Annotated in this window: 19 protein-coding genes and 1 tRNA gene; 7 read left to right on the forward strand and 13 right to left on the reverse strand. The window is 52.5% G+C overall.

The window, feature by feature from the left end; genetic code table 11:
* Positions 1–106 precede the first annotated feature (106 nt).
* Together glyS and glyQ are read right to left on the reverse strand one after the other, a co-directional pair.
* Positions 107–2,173, reverse strand: a complete 2,067-nt coding sequence (gene glyS / locus J0A66_RS11630) for a glycine--tRNA ligase subunit beta (RefSeq protein WP_206573982.1) — start codon at positions 2,171–2,173, stop codon at positions 107–109.
* Entirely contained in the window at positions 2,173–3,081 is a 909-nt protein-coding gene (glyQ, locus tag J0A66_RS11635; RefSeq protein WP_206573983.1) for a glycine--tRNA ligase subunit alpha, read from the reverse strand. The genes glyS and glyQ overlap by 1 nt, the downstream gene beginning before the upstream one ends.
* 152 nt (positions 3,082–3,233) lie before the next feature.
* Here glyQ and J0A66_RS11640 point away from each other — a divergent pair, with 152 nt between their 5' ends.
* The gene (locus J0A66_RS11640) at positions 3,234–3,833 is read left to right on the forward strand and encodes a DNA-3-methyladenine glycosylase I (protein WP_206573984.1); all 600 of its coding nucleotides are present in this window, start codon (positions 3,234–3,236) and stop codon (positions 3,831–3,833) included.
* Here J0A66_RS11640 and J0A66_RS11645 read toward each other — a convergent pair.
* The 4 genes from J0A66_RS11645 to J0A66_RS11660 all read right to left on the reverse strand — a co-directional run bounded on the left by J0A66_RS11645 (position 3,817) and on the right by J0A66_RS11660 (position 6,449).
* On the reverse strand, positions 3,817–4,260 hold the full coding sequence (locus tag J0A66_RS11645; RefSeq protein ID WP_206573985.1) for a DUF2489 domain-containing protein: 444 nt from the start codon (positions 4,258–4,260) through the stop codon (positions 3,817–3,819). The genes J0A66_RS11640 and J0A66_RS11645 overlap by 17 nt on opposite strands.
* A 2-nt stretch (positions 4,261–4,262) precedes the next feature.
* The gene (yihI, locus tag J0A66_RS11650; protein ID WP_338143883.1) at positions 4,263–4,805 is read right to left on the reverse strand and encodes a Der GTPase-activating protein YihI; all 543 of its coding nucleotides are present in this window, start codon (positions 4,803–4,805) and stop codon (positions 4,263–4,265) included.
* The gene (locus J0A66_RS11655; protein WP_241264148.1) at positions 4,774–5,415 is read right to left on the reverse strand and encodes a class I SAM-dependent methyltransferase; all 642 of its coding nucleotides are present in this window, start codon (positions 5,413–5,415) and stop codon (positions 4,774–4,776) included. The genes yihI and J0A66_RS11655 overlap by 32 nt, the downstream gene beginning before the upstream one ends.
* A gap of 416 nt (positions 5,416–5,831) precedes the next feature.
* The gene (locus J0A66_RS11660) at positions 5,832–6,449 is read right to left on the reverse strand and encodes a c-type cytochrome (protein WP_206573987.1); all 618 of its coding nucleotides are present in this window, start codon (positions 6,447–6,449) and stop codon (positions 5,832–5,834) included.
* A 230-nt stretch (positions 6,450–6,679) separates the two neighbouring features.
* Here J0A66_RS11660 and yihA point away from each other — a divergent pair, with 230 nt between their 5' ends.
* On the forward strand, positions 6,680–7,294 hold the full coding sequence (gene yihA, locus J0A66_RS11665) for a ribosome biogenesis GTP-binding protein YihA/YsxC (protein WP_206573988.1): 615 nt from the start codon (positions 6,680–6,682) through the stop codon (positions 7,292–7,294).
* A gap of 425 nt (positions 7,295–7,719) precedes the next feature.
* On the opposite strand, the gene polA is transcribed toward yihA, so the two are convergent.
* Complete coding sequence (gene polA / locus J0A66_RS11670) at positions 7,720–10,455, reverse strand: DNA polymerase I (protein WP_206573989.1); 2,736 nt, start codon at positions 10,453–10,455, stop codon at positions 7,720–7,722.
* A gap of 401 nt (positions 10,456–10,856) precedes the next feature.
* Here polA and elbB point away from each other — a divergent pair, with 401 nt between their 5' ends.
* A complete protein-coding gene (elbB, locus tag J0A66_RS11675) occupies positions 10,857–11,513 on the forward strand; it encodes an isoprenoid biosynthesis glyoxalase ElbB (RefSeq protein ID WP_206573990.1) in 657 nt (218 codons plus the stop codon).
* A 57-nt stretch (positions 11,514–11,570) separates the two neighbouring features.
* Here the strand turns inward: elbB and J0A66_RS11680 are convergent, their stop codons facing one another.
* Together J0A66_RS11680 and J0A66_RS11685 are read right to left on the reverse strand one after the other, a co-directional pair.
* A complete protein-coding gene (locus J0A66_RS11680) occupies positions 11,571–12,944 on the reverse strand; it encodes a M16 family metallopeptidase (RefSeq protein ID WP_206573991.1) in 1,374 nt (457 codons plus the stop codon).
* A complete protein-coding gene (locus J0A66_RS11685; protein ID WP_206573992.1) occupies positions 12,928–14,268 on the reverse strand; it encodes a M16 family metallopeptidase in 1,341 nt (446 codons plus the stop codon). The genes J0A66_RS11680 and J0A66_RS11685 overlap by 17 nt, the downstream gene beginning before the upstream one ends.
* Before the next feature lie 198 nt (positions 14,269–14,466).
* On the opposite strand from J0A66_RS11685, the gene J0A66_RS11690 reads away from it, so the two are divergent.
* The 4 genes from J0A66_RS11690 (at position 14,467) to J0A66_RS11705 (ending at position 17,882) form a co-directional block, all read left to right on the forward strand.
* Positions 14,467–14,886: a YtoQ family protein gene (locus tag J0A66_RS11690; protein WP_206573993.1), complete on the forward strand. Its 420-nt coding sequence runs from the start codon at positions 14,467–14,469 to the stop codon at positions 14,884–14,886.
* A 7-nt stretch (positions 14,887–14,893) separates the two neighbouring features.
* Positions 14,894–16,345, forward strand: a complete 1,452-nt coding sequence (locus J0A66_RS11695; protein WP_206573994.1) for a TrkH family potassium uptake protein — start codon at positions 14,894–14,896, stop codon at positions 16,343–16,345.
* A 130-nt stretch (positions 16,346–16,475) separates the two neighbouring features.
* Complete coding sequence (locus tag J0A66_RS11700; protein ID WP_206573995.1) at positions 16,476–17,723, forward strand: EAL and HDOD domain-containing protein; 1,248 nt, start codon at positions 16,476–16,478, stop codon at positions 17,721–17,723.
* Between the two features lie 72 nt (positions 17,724–17,795).
* A tRNA-Leu gene (locus J0A66_RS11705) sits at positions 17,796–17,882 on the forward strand.
* Positions 17,883–17,967: 85 nt separating this feature from the next.
* On the opposite strand, the gene J0A66_RS11710 is transcribed toward J0A66_RS11705, so the two are convergent.
* The 4 genes from J0A66_RS11710 to fmt form a co-directional block, all read right to left on the reverse strand.
* Positions 17,968–18,285, reverse strand: coding sequence for a rhodanese-like domain-containing protein (locus J0A66_RS11710; RefSeq protein WP_206573996.1), 318 nt, complete (start codon positions 18,283–18,285; stop codon positions 17,968–17,970).
* A 222-nt stretch (positions 18,286–18,507) separates the two neighbouring features.
* Positions 18,508–19,887 carry a Trk system potassium transporter TrkA gene (trkA, locus tag J0A66_RS11715; RefSeq protein ID WP_206573997.1) on the reverse strand — a complete coding sequence of 460 codons (1,380 nt, stop codon included), beginning with the start codon at positions 19,885–19,887 and terminating at the stop codon, positions 18,508–18,510.
* 64 nt (positions 19,888–19,951) lie between these two features.
* The gene (gene rsmB / locus J0A66_RS11720; protein WP_206573998.1) at positions 19,952–21,247 is read right to left on the reverse strand and encodes a 16S rRNA (cytosine(967)-C(5))-methyltransferase RsmB; all 1,296 of its coding nucleotides are present in this window, start codon (positions 21,245–21,247) and stop codon (positions 19,952–19,954) included.
* Positions 21,244–22,167 (reverse strand): methionyl-tRNA formyltransferase, encoded by a 924-nt coding sequence (gene fmt / locus J0A66_RS11725; RefSeq protein ID WP_206573999.1) that lies wholly within the window; start codon positions 22,165–22,167, stop codon positions 21,244–21,246. The genes rsmB and fmt overlap by 4 nt, the downstream gene beginning before the upstream one ends.
* Between the last annotated feature and the right edge of the window lie 2 nt (positions 22,168–22,169).

Genomic DNA, 22,169 nt, shown 5'->3' on the forward strand with positions numbered 1-22,169 from the left:
ATTTATAGCAAATTGCCCGTCATGATGTGAACATTTTGTCCTTTTACCAATAGCTAGCGCTAAAAAAGGCCATCCGGGGATGGCCTTAACACTAAGAATATCAGCGTCAGTTTAGAATGGAGATATCCGCCACCTGCAGGAACAGGTTGCGTAACTTCAGCAACAGGGCCAGGCGGTTATCGCGAATGGCGGGATCTTCGTCCATCACCATTACCTGGTCGAAGAACTTATCGACAGGCTCCCTGAGATTGGCCAGGGTTTCCAGAGCACTGCGGTATTCCAACTGCACTATCAGAGACTGCACACGGTCATGTGCCTGTTCGAGAGCCTCAGCCAGTTGCTTCTCCGCCGGTTCCCTTAATAATGCCTGGTTCAGCACAGAAAGGCCCTCTACCTCGTTCTTGGCCAGTATATTGGCCACCCGCTTATTAGCGGCTGCGAGAGACACGGCAGACTCAAGGGATTTGAAATGCTGTACGGCTTTTATTCGGGCGTCGAAGTCGGCGGGACGGGTAGGGCGACGAGCCAGAACGGCCTGAATCACATCCACCTGGACATCTTGTTCCTGATACCAGGCCCTGAACCTTCCCAGGACAAAGTCCAGTACCTGTTCTTCGACATCCGCATTGGTAAGTTTATCGCCAAACAGGCTGACAGAGTTCTGTATCAGCACGGCTAAGTCCAGAGGCAGCCCTTTCTCCACAATTATACGCAGCAGGCCGATAGCGGCCCTGCGTAGCGCAAAGGGATCCTTGTCCCCCTTAGGTGCCTGGCCAATGCCAAAAATCCCTACAAGCGTATCCAGCTTGTCTGCCAGCGCAACGGCACAGCTGATGTTTGATTGGGGAAGCTGATCGCCGGAAAACCTGGGCATGTATTGCTGATCCAGCGCCAGGGCTACCTGCTCCGGCTCCTGGTCGTAACGCGCGTAATGCATGCCCATTACACCCTGAACTTCCGGAAACTCCATAACCATCTGGGTCATCAGGTCTGTCTTGGACAGCAGACCGGCCCGCTTGGCCAGCTTGGCATCATCACCCAGTTCAGTGGCAATCCGGCCTGCCAGCTCGGCGATTCTGACTGACTTGTCTTTCAGCGTGCCTAACTGTTGCTGAAACAGAACTGTATCCAGGCTGTCAAGACGGCTCTCAAGGCTGGATCTCTTGTCCTGTGTGAAGAAGAATGCTGCATCTGCAAGTCGCGGTCGGATGACCTTCTCATTGCCCCTGACTACCTGTATGGGGTCCTTGCTTTCAATATTACTGACAAAGGCAAATCTGGGCAGCAGATTGCCTTCCTCGTCCAGTAAGGGAAAATACTTCTGATCTCCTTTCATGGTGTGGATCAGGGCTTCCTTGGGAACGGCCAGGAACTCCGCACCGAAAGAGGCGGTCAGCACAACAGGCCACTCCACCAGCGCCGTGACTTCTTCGAGCAAATCCTCTTCAAGCGCAATCCTGGCCTTTTCCTGGCTTGCAACTTGCGTCAGGCCCTGCTTGATGGCGGCCTTCCTTTCTTCAAAATCCGCCATAACATAGGCTTGCCTGAGTGTGGAAAGGTAGTCGTCGGCATGGGTCAGCTGGATCGGTTCAGGATGGTGGAACCTGTGTCCGTTGAGCTTATCTGTCACCTGTATTCCCAGTACGGTGCCTTGAATAAGCTCATCACCGTATAACATGCAGGCAGTATGCACAGGGCGGATAAACTGTGTGCTGCCGTTACCCCAACGCATCGGTTTGGGAATAGGCAGGGCAGACAGAGCCTTGTTCACCAGCCCGGCAAGAACCTCGGGCAACCCCTGTCCGGATACTCTGGCCTTATGCATAAGCCATTCGCCCTTGTCTGTCACCAGACGCTCCGCTTCATCGACCCTGATACCCAGCCCCCCGGCCCAGCCCAGAGCTGCGCGGGTTGGATTGCCCTGCTGATCAAAGGCTGCATTAAGGGCAGGCCCCCGTTTCTCCACCACTTTATCCTGCTGGTGATATGCCAGGCCTGTTACCTTAAGGGCGAGCCGACGTGGGGCGGCAAACCAGTGTACGGATTCATGTTGCAGATCGGCCTGTTGCAATGCCTTATGCATTTCCTCAGCAAAAGCAGAGGCCAGTTTTGTCAGGGATTTAGGGGGTAACTCTTCGGTACCTATCTCAATCAGCAAGTTTTCCTGGCGCATCAGTTAGCCTCCTGTCTGCACATGGGGAAGCCCAGGGCCTCCCTGGCGTCGTAATAACTCTGGGCACAGGCCTTGGCCAGCGTCCTGACCCGCAGGATGTATCGTTGCCTTTCCGTAACTGAGATGGCATGCCTGGCGTCCAGCAGGTTAAAAGCATGGGACGCTTTCATGACCTGCTCATAAGCGGGCAGAGCGAGTCCTTTCTCAATTAGAAACTGACTGTCCTTCTCACACTGATCGAAGGTTCTAAACAGGGCATCCACGTCGGCATATTCGAAGTTATATGTGGATTGCTCGACTTCGTTCTGGTGGAATACGTCGCCATAGGTGACTTTGCCTCTGGGACCATCTGTCCAGACCAAATCATAGATGCTGTCCACGCCCTGGATATACATTGCCAAACGTTCCAGGCCATAGGTTATCTCGCCGGTCACAGGGGCGCACTCCAGGCCTCCCACCTGTTGAAAATAGGTGAACTGAGTGACTTCCATACCGTTCAGCCAGACTTCCCAGCCTAAACCCCAGGCTCCCAATGTGGGGGACTCCCAGTTGTCCTCGACAAAGCGGATATCATGGACCAGGGGATCGAAACCCAGCTCGCTAAGTGAGCCAAGATAGAGATCCTGAATATCATCAGGGGAGGGTTTCAGCATGACCTGGAACTGATAGTAGTGCTGTAGCCTGTTGGGATTTTCCCCGTAGCGTCCGTCAGTGGGGCGGCGACAGGGTTGCACATAAGCGCTGCTGATGGGCTCTGGACCTATGGCACGCAGAAATGTCATCGGATGGAAGGTGCCTGCGCCGACTTCCATATCCAGCGGCTGGATAATGACACATCCCTGCCGAGCCCAGTAGTCCTGCAGAGCCAGGATAAGGCCCTGAAAGGTTTTGATATCGAACTTTTGCATGAGATCCGTTTTTTGCTGGTTTATTGAGAAAAATGCAGCCAAGTATACCTTTTGAGCGACTTTGTATGTAGGCTAATTTGTTCTGTAAGGGACTAAAACTTGCCGTGGCATTTGCCTCGAAGATGGCCAAATAGCCGAAACAGGAGCTCTAAATGTCAGAATTTACTCGTTGTGACTGGGTAACCCAGGATCCTTTGTATTTGCATTATCATGACAAAATCTGGGGGAGACCGGTTTATGATTCGCAGGAGCTGTTCGCCAAGTTATGCCTGGATGGACAGCAGGCTGGTCTGAGCTGGATAACCATCCTGAAGAAGCAACCCGGCTACGAAGCGGCCTTTCATGGTTTCAACCCGCAACGTATTGCGGAAATGGGGGAAGGGGATGTGGAACGGCTGTTGCAAAATCCCGGCATAGTGCGCAACAGGCTTAAGGTGCAGTCGGTGATCAGGAATGCCCGGGCCTACCTGGCGTTGCAGGAAAAAGGCGAAGATTTTGCTGAATTTATCTGGCGATTCGTCGACGGACAAAGCATACAAAACCGTTGGCAAAGCCTCAGTCAGGTACCGGTAACAACTTCCGAGTCGGACGCCATGTCAAAAGCCCTGAAAAAAGCGGGCTTCAATTTCGTTGGCAGCACCATATGCTACGCGTTCATGCAGGCGGTGGGGCTGGTCAATGATCATCTGGTTGACTGTCATTGCTACCATGAGGTCAAAAGCCTGAACGGGCGATTCACACCCTCTGCTTAAGCAGGTGGGTTTCTTTCAGAATGCGGCTCTCCAGTTCTGTTTCATGCTCCTGACGTTCCATTTCCATCCTCCGCCTGTCGGCCTTTGATAAGGCCTTCCAGGCGTCATGCGTGGGCATATGACTGACCCTGCTGTACAGCTCATGCAGGGCAGGGTAAAGCGCTGCATAATCCTCGCGGTCGGACAGGTTCTCCATCAGAACGCACAGCCTGATACTGGCTTCAGACAGGTCACACTGCTGTTGTTCAACAGCCAGCGCGATGGTGCGGATACTCTGGCGTATGTGTGCCTCACGACGCAGTCTGTTACCCTTCTCCTGCTGGTTCTGGCGTTTAAGCAAAAACAGCAGGCGGCCGGCATACAAGGCCAGTGAAGCGACAATCAGGAAGGCCAGACTCAGCAAGCTGACGAGCAGGATCTCAGACATCGTTACTTGAACTTGTCGACATCGATGTTGTGAAACCTGTCGTACAAATCCTCCTCCGGATCATCCTGCGCCTCCGGGGTCTCGGTTTCAATACCCAGCATCTGGCAGAGTTCCAAATGGCGGGCCAGTTGCTTGTCTACATAGGACTTCTCTTCGGCGGTCAGCTTGTGACCAGAATCGACTTTGTCCATCAGGGCCTCCAACCTTTGGTCCTGTTCTATGGCTTTTAGTTCTCTGGCAGGGGAGAAATGCCGGAGGGGCTCTGCCGGCGTTTTTTCCGGAGCAACCAGAGGGACAGGTTTCCTGCTGCCAATTCTGGGATCCTTGGGGGACCTGGATTTAGTCACCAGCGCCTCTTTCGCCTCGGTGTTTCGACTGCCTGCCGGTTTCCCGCTATGGCGCTTATGTCGTTTATCATCGGCCGATGAACTTTTGGATGCCTTGCCGCCAGGGAGCCTGGGCTTTTTTGACGCTCGCGCCATGAATGAATACCTCGGTTGGAATAAGGCCATTTTACACTGTGGCTTTGTATAAAAACACCACATCAGAGCCTACAACTTCCAGCTGCAGATTATGGTGGGTCGCCAGCCAGTGGAAAGTGTCTTCACTGAAAAAACTAACATGGGTCTGGTCGTTCTTATAATGCCAATGGGCAAACCGCTCAACACTGATCACCCGTTTGGTCATGATGGCCAGACAACCGCCTGGGTTGAGCATATCCATCCAGTTATGCCAGATGGCTCCAGGCTGGTGGAAGTGTTCAATAGCTTCCGTGCAACTGATGAAATCGACTCTTTGTTGATGGACGCTGGGCAGCGGATGGTAAAGGGGGTCAAACCACTGCATTTTGTGCCCTTCGACCGCCAGCATTTTGGCAAGAACAGGCACGGGTCCGCAGCCGTAGTCCAGTCCCTGGCTATTGGCTGGTAACCTCTCCAGCAGGGGAATGGCCAGCCGGCGCAAAAATGTCAGGTAGCCAGCATCATCAGGGTGATTCTGGTGCAGATCGTAGATGGTCTTTTCCTGTTCAGGGCTTGGTAACTGGTCAGGGTCAACGAATACTAACGCGCATCGATAACAATGAAGGTAGTCACGGCGCTTATCGGTGTGATAATGGCCAATTGACGTATGCTGACAGAGGGGGCAGAGGATCAAAGCAGGTGAATTCAGAAAAAAGAAAAGGCGACAGTCTACCTATCGCCTCTCGTATAACCAAGTGCCAGATGACACTTCTCCCGTTATTCGTTCATCCTGAACTGTGCAGACAGCCTTATCGCTCGACTTCTCTTTTTCTTGTTGTTGACGAAGTCTTGTTGTTATTGGTCTTCCAGACGCTTTATCAACTCTTCCCTGGATCCGCTAAATGCGAGCTAACGCAACAAAAAATTCAAAACATTCCCTTCCGATGGAATAATTCTGTCCTTGTTGTTTGACGCGAAAGAATACAGGATAGAAAATATTTTACAACTTTTTTACAAAAATTTTTACGGCTGGGTCTGTCTATCTGTCTGCTATCCGTTACAGAACCGCCCACACCATAAAAAAGCCGATATGCTCGGCCCTTAAAAAGATCAGTATAAGCCCTGGATATATTTGGATAGCAATTCAATATCCGCATCGCTCAGTCGCATGGCCACATCCCGCATCATACCGTTCATGTCGTTGGTACGCTTGCCTGCACGGAAATCCAGCAATTGTTTCTTGATGTAGGCTGTATGCTGTCCGCTGATATCGGGAAACTTGGCCAGACCTACTCCGTCACCTCGGGGACCGTGACAGGCGGCACAGGCGGTGATCCCTTCCTCAGGGTTACCGCCCAGGTAGAGGATCGAGGCGTCGTCAATTACCTCTTCAGGGGCGGCCATAGGTTTGGCTTTCTGATCAGTAAAATAAGCCGCCAGATCCAGTATATCCTGATCAGACAATGGGGCTGCCATACCAGACATAACAGGATCGTAACGCCCTTCCTCGCCATTGGTCTGGGAGCCCAATCTGAATTCCTGCAATTGCTTAACCAGATAGCTCGCGTGCTGACCGGCAATGCTGGGATACATATCCACGGCGCTGTTACCATCGGCGCCATGGCAGGCGGCGCAGGTGGCAGACTTGGCTTTCCCGGCTTCGGCATCGCCTTCAGCAAATACAGGCAGGGCAAAGATCAAGCAAAGCGTCAGGCATAGTTTTTTCATAGTCATTCTCGTTGAGCTTTTGTTATGGGCTGGCTACTGGTCATGCCGTATTTTACACATTTAATCCATGAGGAAAATATTTTCCCGTTTATTTGTAGGGTTTTAGCACCGCCGGTACGCCATCTCAGGCGGCCGATGGTACAATGTGCTGGTCACGTCCGGGTCCAGAGCCCGGAATTCTTTTTTACCCTAAATTCGGGTCCCGTTGGCCAGACCCGCCAGGAGTTCCAGTGAGTCGTTACAGTCAGGCTAAATTTCTAATGAGCGCCCCTGATATTCGTCATCTTGGCCCGGATGAGGGGATTGAAGTCGCATTTGCCGGCCGGTCCAATGCCGGCAAGTCAAGTGCCCTGAATCGCCTGAGCAGACAGAAGGGACTGGCAAGAACCAGTAAGACTCCTGGACGAACCCAGTTGATTAACGTATTTGAGCTGGATGAGGAAAGACGTCTTATCGATTTGCCTGGCTATGGCTTTGCCCAGGTGCCGGTGGAGATGAAGAAGAAATGGCAGAAGGCCCTTGGGGAATATCTTCAAGATCGCAAGAGTCTCAAGGGGCTGGTGGTGCTGATGGACATTCGTCACCCATTCAAGGATTTGGATCAGGAGCTTATCTATTGGGCGGTTAACAGCAAGTTACCTGTCCTGGCCCTGCTGACTAAAGCCGATAAACTGAAGTCCGGCAAACGCAAGGCTCAGTTGTTGATGGCCAGAGAGGCCAGCCTGGCCTTTTGCGGTGACGTGACGGTGCACGCATTTTCGTCACTGGAGGGGATTGGTCTCAGTGAGATGGAGGCCGTACTGAATAAATGGTTTGGCTATTCGCCCGCAAAAGAGACACCCTGAGCTCTTCCCTGTGATTTTGGTCTACCAATAAAAAACCCCATCCTGCCGGATGGGGTTTTTTACACACTCAGGGACACACATAAACCGTTTATATAGAACCCTGCAGATTGGATAAGTTCAAAAGAAATTGATTTTCTTTTATGAAATTAAATTAGATCTTGGGGAAAGGCCCGACCCCGGTCTCCAGCCAACTGGCGGCAGGACCCTGAGATTCAGTCTGGGGGTAGGGTTTATTCTCTCAAACAGCAAACCCTGCGGGCATAAAAAAAGCCCCGGCAAGCCGGGGCTAAAGCAAAGGTCTGAAAGATAGAACATCTTACCTCTGTACCCTACAGAGCGAATAATAGCCAGGTTACGGATGAAAGCAAGTGTTTTTTGTAATTTTATTACAGAAAATGCGGATTTTATTGATCAGTCCCTATAGGTCAGTGGGCCTCATCCCAGTTGGCGCCAACGCCTGCTTCCACCAGCAGAGGGACATCCAGACTGGCTGCGTTTTCCATCAGCTCGACAATCTGCTGCCGGTGCGAGTCCAGATTCTGTTCTTTTATTTCAAATACCAGTTCGTCATGAACCTGCATCAACATCCGCACCTCTTCTGCCGCATGGGCTTCAATCCAGCTATCAACTGCCAGCATGGCTCTCTTGATAATATCCGCAGCGGTTCCTTGCATAGGGGCATTGATGGCCGCCCGTTCTGCACCTTTTCTTCTGGCACCATTGCTGGATTTTATTTCCGGCAGATAAAGTCGACGACCAAAAACGGTTGAGACATAGCCTTGCTGTTTAGCCTGCGCTCTGGTTCTTTCCATATAGTCCAGTACGCCGGGATAGCGATCGAAATACAGATCCATATAGCTCTGCGCTTCCTGCCTGGGAACGTTCAATTGCTGCGCCAAACCAAAGGCAGACATGCCGTAGATCAGACCGAAATTAATTGCCTTGGCACTGCGTCGCTGATCGGCGCTGACCTGGTCCAGGGCGACACCAAATACTTCCGCTGCGGTAGCCCGGTGAATATCCTTGCCCTGGGCGAAGGCGTCCACTAATCCCTTATCGGCGGACAAGTGGGCCATGATCCGCAGTTCTATCTGGGAATAATCGGCCGCGACGATTTTATAGCCCGGCTCGGCCACAAACGCCTGGCGTACCCGACGGCCCTCAGCGGTGCGAATCGGAATATTTTGCAGATTGGGGTCCGTGGACGACAGTCTTCCGGTTGCTGCCACTGCCTGATGATAGGAGGTGTGCACCCTGCCGGTACGGTGATTGATCATCTTGGGCAGTTTATCGGTGTAGGTATTTTTCAATTTGGTCAGGCCCCGGTATTCCATCAGCAGTTTGGGCATGGGGAACTGATTAGCCAGGGTCTGAAGGACTTCCTCTGAGGTGGAGGGCACGCCCTTGGGCGTTTTCTTTACGACCGGCAGATTAAGCTTGTTGAACAGGATTTCCTGCAATTGTTTGGTAGACCCCAGGTTAAATTCTTCACCTGCCAGTTCATACACTTCCTTCTCGAGCTCGAGGATCCTGGATGCCAGTTGCTGACTTTGAAGCCTGAGCTTCTGGCTGTCGATCAGCACACCCCGATACTCCATCTTTGCCAGCACAGTGGCAAGGGGCACCTCCAGCTCGGTAACAATCTGCGGCAGCTGTTTGGACTCTTTCAATTGTGACCAGAGGGTCTGATGCAACTGCAAGGTGACATCGGCATCCTCGGCAGCGTAGGTAGCAGCCTGTTCCAGCGGGATCTGATTAAAGGTAAGCTGTTTTGCACCCTTGCCGGCAATCTCCTCGAAATGAATGGTCTTGTGGCCGAGATAGCGCTCAGCCAGGCTGTCCATATCATGGCGGCCCGCGACACTGTTGAGTACGTAAGATTCGAGCATGGTGTCGAATGCCACGCCTTTTAATCGGATACCGTAATTGGCCAGTACATTCATATCATATTTGATGTGCTGGCCAACCTTGAGACGGTTTTCATCTTCGAGCAGGGGCTTGAGTTGGTCAAGCACCCAGGCGCGGCCCAATTGTTGTGGGGCATCCATATAGTCATGGCCAACGGGCAGGTAGGCCGCCTCACCTGGAGTGACGGCAAAACAGAGTCCTACAATCTGGGCTTCCATGTAGTTCAGGCTGGTCGTTTCGGTATCCAGAGCGAACAGGGGGGCCTGGCTGAGCTTTTCCAGCCAGTAGAAAAATTGCTTTTCGGTCAGAATGGTTTCATAGCGTTCGGCGCTGATTGAGGTGTCAGAGGAAGTTTCCGGAAGGGTGGGATCCTGATCGCCCAGTTCCTCCAGCCAGCGTTTGAACTCGAACTCTGCAAAGAGCGCTGCGAGCTTTTGCTTGTCCGCTCCCGATGGTGTGAGATCTTCCGGCGTAACTTGCAGCTGCAGATCCGTCTTGATTGTGGCCAGCTGATAAGACAGTCTGGCCTGCTCTTCGTATTCAGCCATTTTGGCAGCCATACCCTTGGCGCCACGAAAATCAAGGCTGGCGATGTCTTCCAGCCTGGCATAAATACTGTTCAGGTCACCCAGCCCCTGAAGCATGGCCAGCGCACTCTTGTCACCTACACCCGGTACCCCGGGGATATTGTCTACCTTGTCCCCTTTGAGGGCGAGAAAATCGATTACCAGCTCCGGCGGGATGCCAAATTTCTCCACCACCGCGTCTGGATCCAACAGGCTGTTGTTCATGGTGTTGATTAAAGTGACGTTGTGATCCACTAACTGCGCAAGGTCTTTGTCTCCTGTACTGACCAGCGTCCTGATACCCGCTTCGCTGGCCTGTCTTGTCAGGGTGCCTATCACGTCGTCTGCCTCCACACCGTCTTCGACAATGATTGGTAATCCCATGGCGCGAATAATATCGTGAATAGGCTGGATTTGTGCGCGCAGATCGTCCGGCATTGGGGGCCGGTGGGCCTTGTACTCCGGATAGATATCATCACGGAATGTCTTACCTTTGGCGTCAAATACCACGGCAATTTTTTCAGGGGAATATTGGCGAATAAGGCTGCGCAGCATATTGATTACCCCATACACGGCTCCGGTATGGTCACCCTTGGAGTTGGTCAGGTTCGGCATCGCGTGGAAGGCGCGGAAAAGGTAGGACGAGCCGTCGACCAGGATCAGAGGATATTCAGGTTGTTTGGACATGTTGAAGAGCCCTTGGCTGACAATGCCCGGTAGCATGCCACAAGCCAACTCGTTGAGCCATGCCAGTCTTGTCCACAGTAGCTTCAGTCTGTGGATAAAGTTGTTGATTAAGTTTTCTGGCAGGCGAATAGACACATCACCTGATTACAGGCAAAGTGCTTGAAGGGCTTACATTTACTGGTTCTGGAATAAAACGGGGAACTGCGGAACCGTTTATTTTTATTATTATCCTTTGTGGATAACACTGGGGTAGAGAAATCTCACTTGGCCCCAGCGGAAGGCTACTCTACCATAACCCTGTTGGATGAAAAGTGTTCTTTGTCGAATCTTTATATCGATTGGCTATGGGGTTTCGTGGCAAAGAGCATAAGTAACAAATGACGCTGTCTGGAGGGAAGAGTATGCAAAAGAAAGTAGCGGTAATACTAAGCGGGTGTGGCGTCTTCGATGGTGCTGAAATTCATGAATCTGTATTGACACTGCTGGCGTTGTCGAGTCAGGGAGCCAGTTACCAGTGCTTCGCGCCGGACATAGCGCAACTTCATGTGGTCAATCATCTCACCGGGGAAGTCATGGACGGAGAAACGCGCAATGTGCTGGTAGAAGCGGCGAGGATTGCCAGAGGAGAAATCCAGGCACTGAATGAACTGGATGCTAAAGACTTCGATGCACTTATTTTGCCGGGAGGCTTTGGTGCGGCGAAGAATTTGTGTGATTTTGCACTTAAAGGTGCAGACTGCCAGTTACATCCCCAGGTACTGTCGGCCTGCCAGGCTTTTGCCAGGACCGGCAAACCCGTTGGTTACCTTTGCATAGCACCGGCCATGATTACAAAGGTCTATGGCCCTGGTGTCAAACTGACTATTGGCACGGATCAGGATACGGCTGCGGCAATCCGCCAGATGGGCGGAGAGCATCAGGAGTGCCAGGTAGAGGACATTGTCGTTGACGAACAGCACAAGGTAGTAACCACACCGGCTTATATGTTGGCGCAGAATATCGGCGAAGCGGCCACTGGTATTAACAAGCTGGTGGATAAGGTACTGGAACTGGCCTGAAGCTTTTAAAAACTCTCACTGGCATTAGCCGCCAGTGAGAGTTTCTGTATGAGTGTTTCAGGGAGCCTGAATGCTGGTTTGCCGCACTTTGCCATACTCAGACAGCTTTTCCTTGATGTCTGCTGCCTTTCCAACCACCACAAACTGTAGCTTTTCTTTGGGGAAGTACCTGGCGATGATGGCTTTGGCCCGCTCAGTGGTCAATTGGTTAACCCGTGCAGAGAAACCGTTGATAAAGTCCTCATCGAAGCCGTAGATATACATCTGGGCCATCAGATCTGCCAGTTCCGAGGAGGTCTCGAATCTTGGCGGAAACTGCCCTTTTACATAGGCTTTGGCTGACTCAAGGGTCTCAGTGTCTATTCCCTGTTGCCACAATTTTGCGTAGGTTTTCAGCGCCAGGTCTATCGCCTCTTTGGTGGTTTCGGTGCGGGTGAAAGTGGAAATATAGAAGCTGCCACCCTGTTGCATGGTCTCGAAGTGACTTCTGGCGCCATAGGTCAGCCCTGAGTTGACTCTGAGTTCATCATTCAGCCAGGAGGTGAAGCGGCCTCCCAATACCGTGTTGATGACCTGTAAGGGCACGTAATCAGGGTTACTCCTGGCAATACCGGGACCGCCGATCATAAACGTGCTTTCGGAGGCATCTGCCTTGTCCACCAACAGCAGGTGGGCCTGTTCCAAAGGCTTCGGGGCTGTGAGCGGAGGTCTGGTCTGTGCCTTTCCCTGCCATTGGCCAAACAGATCTTGCAACTTCTGTTTCAACTGCTCAGCATTAAAATTGCCGGCCAGAACCAAGGCCACATTGTCCGGCTGGTACCAACGCTGGTGGAAGGCCCTGACCTGTTCAAGATCGATAGATTCCACCGACTCGGTGGAGCCATCAACCAGGCTGGCATAGGGGTGGCCTGCAAAAAGTTGGCTGTTAAAATAGTCCTTGATCACGGCCTTGGGGCTCTCAGTTTTTTGTACCAGCCCTGCAAGGTAACGCTGCTTGTGTTTGCTGAATTCCTCCCCGTTTAAGGCTGGGTGCAGCACCGCGTCCCTGATCATACCAAGGACCAGATCCAAATCCCTGCTGGCCATGGAAGCCTTAATATGAGTGGCTTCCAGGGACGCCTCGGCGGAGACTTGCGCACCAACAAAGTCAAGCTTCGACTCAAATTCCGCCCGGCTCATCGACTGGGTCCCCAGCAACAGATTGGCGGCCGTGAGCCTGGCCTGGCCAGCCGTCTGGTCATCAATGGCACCCGCTTTGACTGTCACCACCATGTCCACCAGCGGTACTTCATCTTGTTCCATCAGATAAAGTGTCAGGCCGTTGTCCAGTTTATGGACCTGATAAGCGGGCAGGGTAAAGTTGCCAGCCAGAGCCGGTAAGGCCAGAGCCGCCAGGGTCATTTGGATAAATACCTTACAGATCCGCTTCATGACTGTCCTCCTCTGCTGCCAGGATCCCTACGGTGCGATTGGCTTTTTTCAGATACTGGGTCGCGACCCGGCGAATATCCTCTGCAGTCACGGCGGCAAATTTCTGCGGCGCGTCAAACAGGGCCCGGTAGTCGCCAAAATACATCTCAAAAGATCCCAGGGTATTGGCCTTGCCGTTGATAGTGGCCATTTCCCGGTAGAAGTCTACCAGGCGGCGGTTTTTGATCTTCTGCAACTCATCCTCTGTAACACCGTCGTGTTTGATTTCCTGCAACTGCTTGATAATCCCCTGCTCGAGTGTCTCAGCGCTGGTTTGCGGTGTTGCCACGGCATAGATGTAGAACAGGTTGGGGTCGATAGACTCGGGGAAGTAGGTAAACAAATCGGTGGCCAGCTGTTGTTCAAACACCAGTGAACTTTGCAGTCTCGAGCTTTTGCCAGTCGCCAGGATGTCAGCCAGCATAGCCAGTGGATAGTAGTCAGCATGGCGACTGTCAGGAACATGGAAAGCCATCAGAATGTTAGGGCTGGAAACGGAGGCTTTGTGCAGATAAACGCGGCGTTCGCCTCTTTGTTGCGGCTCAACCGTATGCACTTCCCTTGGCGGCTGCTGAGCGGGAATGGCGGCAAAGTGCTTGGTAGCCAGTTTTTTCACCTCAGCAAATTCCACCGCTCCGGCAATGACCACCACGGCATTATTGGGGGCATAATAGGTCTTGTGGTACTGAGTCAGATCCTCAAGACTCCAGTTGGCGATATCGGATTCATGCCCTATGACCGACCAACTGTAGGGATGAGCGCGGAACGCACTGCCTTTGACTTCTTCCCAGATGGCGCGAAAATTCGAGTTTTCCAGACCGGTTGAGCGTTCTGAGGTCACCACCCCCCTCTCACTTTCCACCATCTGCGGGTCGATGGCCAAATTGGCGATACGGTCTGCCTCCAGGTCGAAGATCAGGTCCAACTGATCGGCTGGAAACCAATTGGTGTAAACGGTCAAGTTCTCCGTGGTGTAGGCATTATTGCTGCCACCTGCGGCTTCCATCGTCCGATCGAACTCCTTGGGACCATACTTCTTGGCGCCATTGAACATCATATGTTCAAAGAAGTGTGACAGGCCGGTAATTCCCGGATACTCGTTCCGAGAGCCCACCCGCCAGAAAAAATAGCTGTTGGCGTTGGGAATGGAATTATCTTCAAGCACGATAAAATGCATGCCATTGGGCAGGCTGAATTCCTTCACGTCCAGCTCAAGCTCGGGCTGCTCGGCCTGGACAGGTAAGGTCAGCACCAGCAGCAGCGTCAGCATTTGTTTAAACTTCATCTTAATTCCCTCAATGTATTCGCCAACCAGTCTATTACCGGGTACCGGGGGTTGCCCAGCATTGGTTGGTAAAAAAGTTTGTCCGGGTTGAGATAACCAGTGGACTTTATTTACTTTTTTGTCCGATTGGTCTTTTGATTTGATCCCAGTCGGTCAATAATTGTCTATCGGATGCTAACCAACCACAGGCACATGGCCTTGCGAATCTATCTGGCAGGAGACAATCACTCAGACTGGCGGGCAATACTGAGGGACCGGGCAACAAAACTGGGTTTGGCTCTGATGGTTTTTTGTCCGCAGGAGGTCGAACCCTGGAAAGAAGAATCCGGGCTGGCGTCTGCAGGCCGCCTGCAGGGATTCATGCTTACTGTCAATGAGGCCCTGGAAGACAGCGCCGATCTGGTTGTGTTACGCCTGAGCGAACAATACAGGCACTGGCATGCCGTTTCTGAAGCCGGACGACTGATAGCAAAAGGCAAGCCGTTGATCCTGTACCATCCCTCTTCACTGGATAAAGAATTGGCTAGTCTGGACCGGGTGGCCCTCCATGTAGCACACGATATGGACCAGATGATGTTTATTCTTCAGTCGCTGGCCGAATCACAGATGGCAAGCTAAGGCCAAGATGCAGTACCGAACTATTATCCGTATCCTGGGTTTACTGGTTGCCCTGTTCAGTGTAACGATGATTCCTCCCGCCCTGGTCTCGCTAATCTATGGAGATGGGGGAGGCCTGCCTTTTCTGATGGCTTTTTTTCTCTGCCTGATCACGGGGTTGTTATCCTGGTATCCCAACCGCGCCTATCGCAAAGAGTTGCGGGCCAAGGAAGGTTTCCTGATAGTGGCGTTGTTCTGGACCGTCCTGGCCAGTTTCGGTGCACTGCCTTTTCTACTGCTTGAACAGCCGCAGATGTCGGTGACCGATGCCTTCTTCGAATCTTTTTCCGGTTTGACCACCACTGGCGCCACTGTCATCGAAGGTATCGATTACTTACCCAAAGCCATGCAGTTCTACCGGCAGCAGTTGCAATGGTTGGGAGGCATGGGAATCATCGTCCTGGCGGTTGCGATACTGCCAATCCTCGGCGTCGGAGGCATGCAGTTGTATCGGGCTGAGATTCCCGGGCCGGTGAAGGACTCCAAGATGACGCCCCGAATTGCCGATACGGCAAAACATCTGTGGTTTATCTATCTGGGTCTGACGATCGCCTGCATGCTGGCCTACTGGATTGCCGGAATGAACTGGTTTGATGCCATCTGTCACGCATTTTCGACGGTGGCCATTGGCGGCTTCTCCAATTATGACGCCAGCCTGGGGCATTTCGACAGTCCGGCTATCAACCTGGTCTGCGTAATCTTCCTGTGGATCTCGGCGCTGAACTTTGCCCTGCACTACAATGCCGTCAATAACCGCAGCCTGAGATCCTATCTGCATGATCCTGAGTTGAGAGCGTTTTTTGTCATTCAAATCGTACTGGTACTGATTTGCTTTGCCACCCTTACGGCCCATCAGTGGTACGGGAGTGTGGAGACAGCTTTTGATCAGGCATTGTTTCATGCGGTTTCTATCAGCACCACTGCCGGATTTGCCACCGACAACTTTGCCGAATGGCCGGTTTATCTGCCTATTTTGCTGCTCTTCGCCAGTTTTATAGGCGGGTGTGCCAGCTCGACAGGGGGAGGGTTGAAAGTGGTGAGGGTATTGCTGCTATACCTGCAGGGTAAAAGGGAAGTGGACAGATTGATTCACCCCAAAGCCATCTATTCGGTCAAGCTGGGAGACAGAGCATTGCCAGACAGGGTCGTGGAGGCTGTATGGGGATTCTTTTCAGCTTATGCAGTGGTCTTTCTGGTTATTATGATTGCCATGATCGCCAGTGGTATGGATAACATCAGCGCTTTCTCGGCTACGGCCGCCTGTCTGAATAATCTTGGCCCCGGTCTGGGCGGCGTGGCTGCAAACTATGCCGATGTCACGGACATGGGCAAGTGGTGGCTGGTACTGGCCATGCTGTTCGGACGTCTGGAGGTTTTCTCTTTGCTGGTATTGTTGTCGCCAACTTTTTGGCGCAGTTGAGCCTCTGGTGCTTCATTTCGCTGGTTTTCTGTCCGCCATCTGATAAAGTCAGCCTTATCGACGACAGAGAAAAGATGCCAGTAACAGGTCTGTGAACCCGCGGGAAAGCAGACCCTCCGAGGGACTGATTATGTTTGCCTATATCGCCCGCCATCCGATCCTTGACAGTGACAAGAATGTCTATGCCTACGAATTATTGTTCAGGGATGGCCGCAAGAATTGTTTTCCCGATATCAAGCCTGATGAGGCGACCTCCAAGATTATCACTGGCAGCCACCTGACCCTGGGGCTGGAGGATATTGCCTGTCATAAGACCTCCTTTATCAACTTCCACAAGGAAACCCTGATGCATGGGTTTCCCTCCATGCTGGATCCGGAGACCGTGGTGGTTGAGATAGTGGAGGCCGTACCTACGGACAGTGAAATGGTCACTGCCTGCAAGCAAATTAAGGATATGGGTTACAAGCTGGCGCTGGATGACCATAACTTCGATCCCAGATGGGATGTATTCCTGCCCTTTGTCGATATTATCAAGGTGGACACCCTAAGAAGCGATTACGAGACCATCGCCCGCAATATTGCCAAGTTCCAGCAGGCCAAGGTGCAACTGGTGGCCGAGAAAGTTGAAACCCATGAGGACTTCAACCGGTTTCGCGATCTGGGTTTCGACTATTTCCAGGGGTTTTTCTTCTCCAAGCCGGAAGTCATCCGCCAGCGCAACCTGCCCACTTCCAAGCTGGCGTTGTTGGAATTGCTGCAGGAGAGTGCCAACCGGGAGTTCAATTTCGAGCGGGTCAATGCGATCTTCGAACGGGATGTGGGACTGTCCTATATGTTGCTGCGCTTTATCAATAATCCCACTATCAACAAGCGCTACAAAATATCCTCTCTTCGACATGCACTGAATTATCTGGGCGAAATGGAGCTGAAGAAATTCATTTCCATTCTGGCGCTGGCCAATATGGGCGAGGAAAAGCCCATGGAGTTGCTGCACTTGTCCCTGGTGCGGGCTAAATTCTGTGAGCTGGTCAGCCTGGCCAAGAAGGATCAGGACAATCCACCCAAGGGGTTCCTGGTGGGATTGTTTTCCCTGCTCGATGCCCTATTGGATCAAAATATGCTGAATCTGGTGGATAAGCTGCCTATTGACGAGGAAATCAAGTCAGCCTTATGTGGCCAGGAAGGGCGCCTGAAGAGCTATCTGGCCCTGGCGAGGGCTTTCGAGAGTGCCAACTGGCTGGCATTGATCAAGTTGTCGGGACAACTGGAACTGAGCCAGAAGATGCTGCATGGCTTGTTTAACCAGGCCATTGTATGGGGAAATGAGATACGTCAAAGCATTTCGCCGCACTTTCCCAAGACAAAGGTTACAAATTAAGCGGTCAGTATAAAAAAGTAAACTTGGCTGTTGACAAGTTTGGTCCGACTCAATAAAGTACGCGCACTTCTCGCCCAGGTGGTGGAATTGGTAGACACGCTAGCTTCAGGTGCTAGTGGGGGAAACCCCGTGGAGGTTCAAGTCCTCTCCTGGGCACCAATTCTCGAAAAACCCCAGTCATAGGACTGGGGTTTTTTATTGGTGTTGTGAGCTGGTTTAAAGATCGAATCCGAATCAGCGTATTTCAGTGATGTTTTTTCCAGTCTTCGGTGCCACCCTCATAGTCATAGACCCGACTGAAGCCAGCTTGCTCCAGTTTTTCGGCAGCCTTACCGGATACCGGACAATCGAAGTTGGCGCAGTAAACCACAACCTTGCGATCTTTGTCCCCGGCGACCTTTTCCACCAAGCGGGTAAAATCGTCTTGCTCCAGCGGAATGTTCACCGACGTTCGAATGTGAGCCTGATTGAAATCTTCCTGCGGTAATACATTTATCAGAACAAAATCCTCGTGACGCTGTTCATTCATGGCTTCCAGCTCCTGACGACTGATATTCTGCATATTGTCCTCCTTTTGCTATGCAATCAGTATGGCCTGACCGGTAGCGACAACCCGCCGCCAGTGTGAGGGGAAAGATAGATTCAGTTTGACGGTCCGGCAAAACGTAACGGCGGCGACAAAGGGCGAGGTGAACATCCTCGTCAAGAACAGGTTGTCATCGTCGACCTGTCTGGTCGACTAAATACAAGGCTAGTTCAACAAGCGGGGAGAGGCCAGTCCTGGCTAGCCAAAGAAGAATGCACTGGGCTGGAAAAGTTTCTCCACCGGACCGATAAACTTCTTGTCCACCAGGAACAGGATGACATGGTCGTCTGCTTCGATGACCGTATCACCATGCGCAATTATGACTTCATCCTTGCGCACTACGGCGCCGATGGTCGTCCCGGGCGGCAGCTTGATGTCGTTGATGGTTCTGCCTACCACCTTGGATGTATTGGCATCTCCATGGGCGATGGCCTCTATGGCTTCAGCGGCACCTCGTCGCAGTGAGTAAACATTGACGACGTCCCCTCGTCTTACATGGGTGAGGAGAGCAGAAATAGTGGCTTGCTGGGGGGAGATAGCTATATCTATTTCACCGCCCTGCACCAGATCCACGTAAGCACTTCGTTGAATCAGCACCATGGCTTTTTGCGCACCCATGCGCTTGGCCAGCATGGCGGACATGATATTGGCTTCATCGTCATTAGTGACGGCGATAAAGACATCCGTCTGTTCGACTTGTTCTTCCGTCAATAATTCCTGATCTGAGGCGTCACCGAAGAAAACCGTGGTTCTTTTTAAGTGGGAGGAAAGGTACTTAGCCCTGTCCTGGTTGAACTCTATCAGCTTAACCTGATGTTTGTCCTCGAGTTGGCGGGCCAGTCCTGCGCCAATCAATCCGCCTCCCGCGATCATAATTCGCTTATAACTGGCTTCCAGTTTCTGCAATTCACTCATGACTGCACGGATGTGCTTGGTCGCCGCGATAAAGAAGACTTCGTCGTCCGCCTCAATCACCGTGGTGCCGAGAGGGCGGATGGGCCTGCCACGGCGATAGATGGCTGCCACCCGCGTTTCCACATTTGGCATATGCTCTTTAAGGGCAGATAAAGCGTGACCCACCAGTAGTCCGCCGTAGTACGCCTTGACTGCCACCAGACTGACTTTCCCGTCGGCAAATTCCACTACCTGCAAGGCACCGGGATAGTCGATCAGACGCTTGATGGAGCGGGTTACCAGTTGTTCGGGTGCGATCAGGTGATTGACCGGTACATCGGAGTGCTTAAACAACTGATCCTGATAGGCCAGATATTGCTCCGAGCGGATACGGGCTATCTTAGTGGGAGTCTTGAACAGGCTGTGGGCGACCTGACAGGCCGTCATGTTGGTTTCGTCACTGTTGGTTACGGCGATCAGCATATCGGCATCTTCCGCCCCGGCCTTTTTGAGCACGTCGGGATGGGAGCCAAAACCTGAAACCACTTGCAGATCGAGCCTGTCCTGAAGATTGCGCAGTATGTCGTAGTCTGAATCTATGACGGTGATTTCGTTCTTTTCACCGACCAGGTTCTCTGCCAGTGTACCGCCCACCTGACCTGCGCCAACAATGATGATCTTCATAGTCTGTCTTATATTTGCCTGTCAGCCTGCTCAAAGGAGTGTCTGAAACGGAATTCGTTGAATTCTATGACTTTAACAGTCTCGCATAATAGAAACCATCCATTTGCCCTTCACCCGGCAAGAGTTGCAAACCGGGTGAATCCAAAGTTTCCTCAGGATTTATCGGCAGCAGTCCGGCATCGTGCTGGCGCTGCAGGAAGTGCCGGATCTGGTCTGCGTTTTCCTCAGGCAGTACCGAACAGGTGGCATACAGCAGTACTCCACCGGGCTTCAGCCGGGTCCATAGGGCATCCAGTATGCTGGCTTGCAGCGCGACCAAAGGGGCTATGTCTGTACCTTTTCTCAACCATTTGATATCGGGATGGCGACGTATGACGCCCGTTGCAGAGCAGGGGGCATCCAGCAAAATCCTGTCGAACGACCCTTTCTCGTTCCAGGTAGCAGGATTGGCCGCATCGCCGCAGATTACCCTGGCTTGATGCCCTAGTCGCTGCAAGTTTTCCTCCACCCGTTTAAGGCGTGTTGCATCGGAGTCCAGGGCAATACACTCTTGTAACTGATCTTGCAGTTCCAGTAAGTGACAGGTTTTTCCTCCCGGTGCCGCACAGGCATCAAGGAGCCGGTCGCCAGGCTGTGGATCAAGCAAGGGGGCTGCCAATTGCGCCGCCCCGTCCTGGGCGGCAAACCAACCCAGGTCATAACCCGGTAGGCGCATCAGATCGTATCCTTTGGCCAGTATCACCCCGTACGGATGATCCGGTGGTATCTGATACTGAACATTTTCCTGATCCAATGCTTCACAGAAGACTTGGCGGCTTACTTTTGTCTGATTCACCCTTAGCCAGATCGGCGCTTTACTGTTCATGGCCTGGGCAATCTGTTGCCACTGGTCAGGATACTGCTGCACCAGCTTCTTATACAGCCATTTGGGCAGGCCAGAAACAATCTGGGGATCTTCACTTGGTCTATCAGCCAGTTGCTGGCGGATAAAGTTGCGCAGGCAGGCATTAACCAGAGCTTTTAAACCGGGACATTTTAACTCCTGACAGGCGCCCACAGTCTCTGCCACTGCGGCATGGGGGGAGATGCGGGTGAATGCCAGCTGATAGATGCCCAACAGTAACAGATGCTCGACCACTTTCTGCCTGGCTTTCAGGGGTTTGCTCAGTAGCTGTCTCGACCAGTGCTGCAACTGGGGTAGTGTTCTGAGGCACCCATAAATCATCTCCTGGAGCCAGGCTTTGTCTTTATCTTCATGCCTTGCCTGCAGAGCCGGCATCACTTCTCTGAGAGACTTACCTTGCTCCAGCACGCTGAAAAGAGCTGTGGCCGCATCGGCCCTGAGTCTGGAGGGCTTCAATTAAGTTGTCTTCCCACTTTAAATAACTCTTTCCTGGCATTAAGGATGTCTGCCACCGGCATGGCTTTCTTACCCGGTAACTGTACGACTTCCAGGCAAAGGGCCTTCTGGCCGGTGGCTACGACAATGCCGGATTTGTCAGCAGAAAGAATTTCACCGGGCTGTCCGGAACCTGCTGATACGCTGGCCTGCCAGGCTTTGATCGGTTGGCCGTCAAGCTCAAAGTATGCCACTGGCCAGGGATTAAAGGCGCGGACATTACGTTGAAGTTGTTCTGCGGACTGCTGCCAGTCTATCCGGGCCTCTTCCTTGGTGAGCTTTTCAGCATAGCTTGCCTGATTGTCGTCCTGGGTGATGGGAACCAGTTTGTCAAACTGGTCCAGCGTATGAAGTAGGGCCCGGGGACCGACTTTGGCCAGCTTTTCATAGAGACTGGCACTGGTATCTGTCGTCTCGATGGGTACTGAGGCTTTATACAACATAGCTCCGGTATCCAGGCCCTTGTCCATCTGCATGATGGTCACACCGGTTTCCTCATCCCCCGCCCAGATAGACCGTTGAATGGGTGCGGCCCCGCGCCAGCGTGGCAGCAGTGAGCCGTGCACATTCAGACAGCCCATGGAGGGTATGTCGAGTACCGTCTGGGGCAGGATCAGTCCATAGGCGACTACTATCATCAGATCCGGTTTTAGCCTGGCCAACCCCTGCTGGGCCGCTTCTGTCTTCAGCGATGCGGGCTGATAGACTGGCAGGGAGTGAGATTCAGCCAGCTGTTTGACGGCGCTGGCTTGCAATTTTTTCCCGCGCCCAGCCGGCCGGTCCGGTTGGGTGTAAACTGCCAGCACTTCATGATGGGACGTCAACAGCGCTTGCAGGTGACGAGCGGCAAAATCCGGGGTACCGGCGAAAACGATTCTCATGG

Source organism: Bowmanella dokdonensis, from assembly GCF_017254865.1.
Classification (GTDB): Bacteria; Pseudomonadota; Gammaproteobacteria; order Enterobacterales; family Alteromonadaceae; genus Bowmanella; species Bowmanella dokdonensis.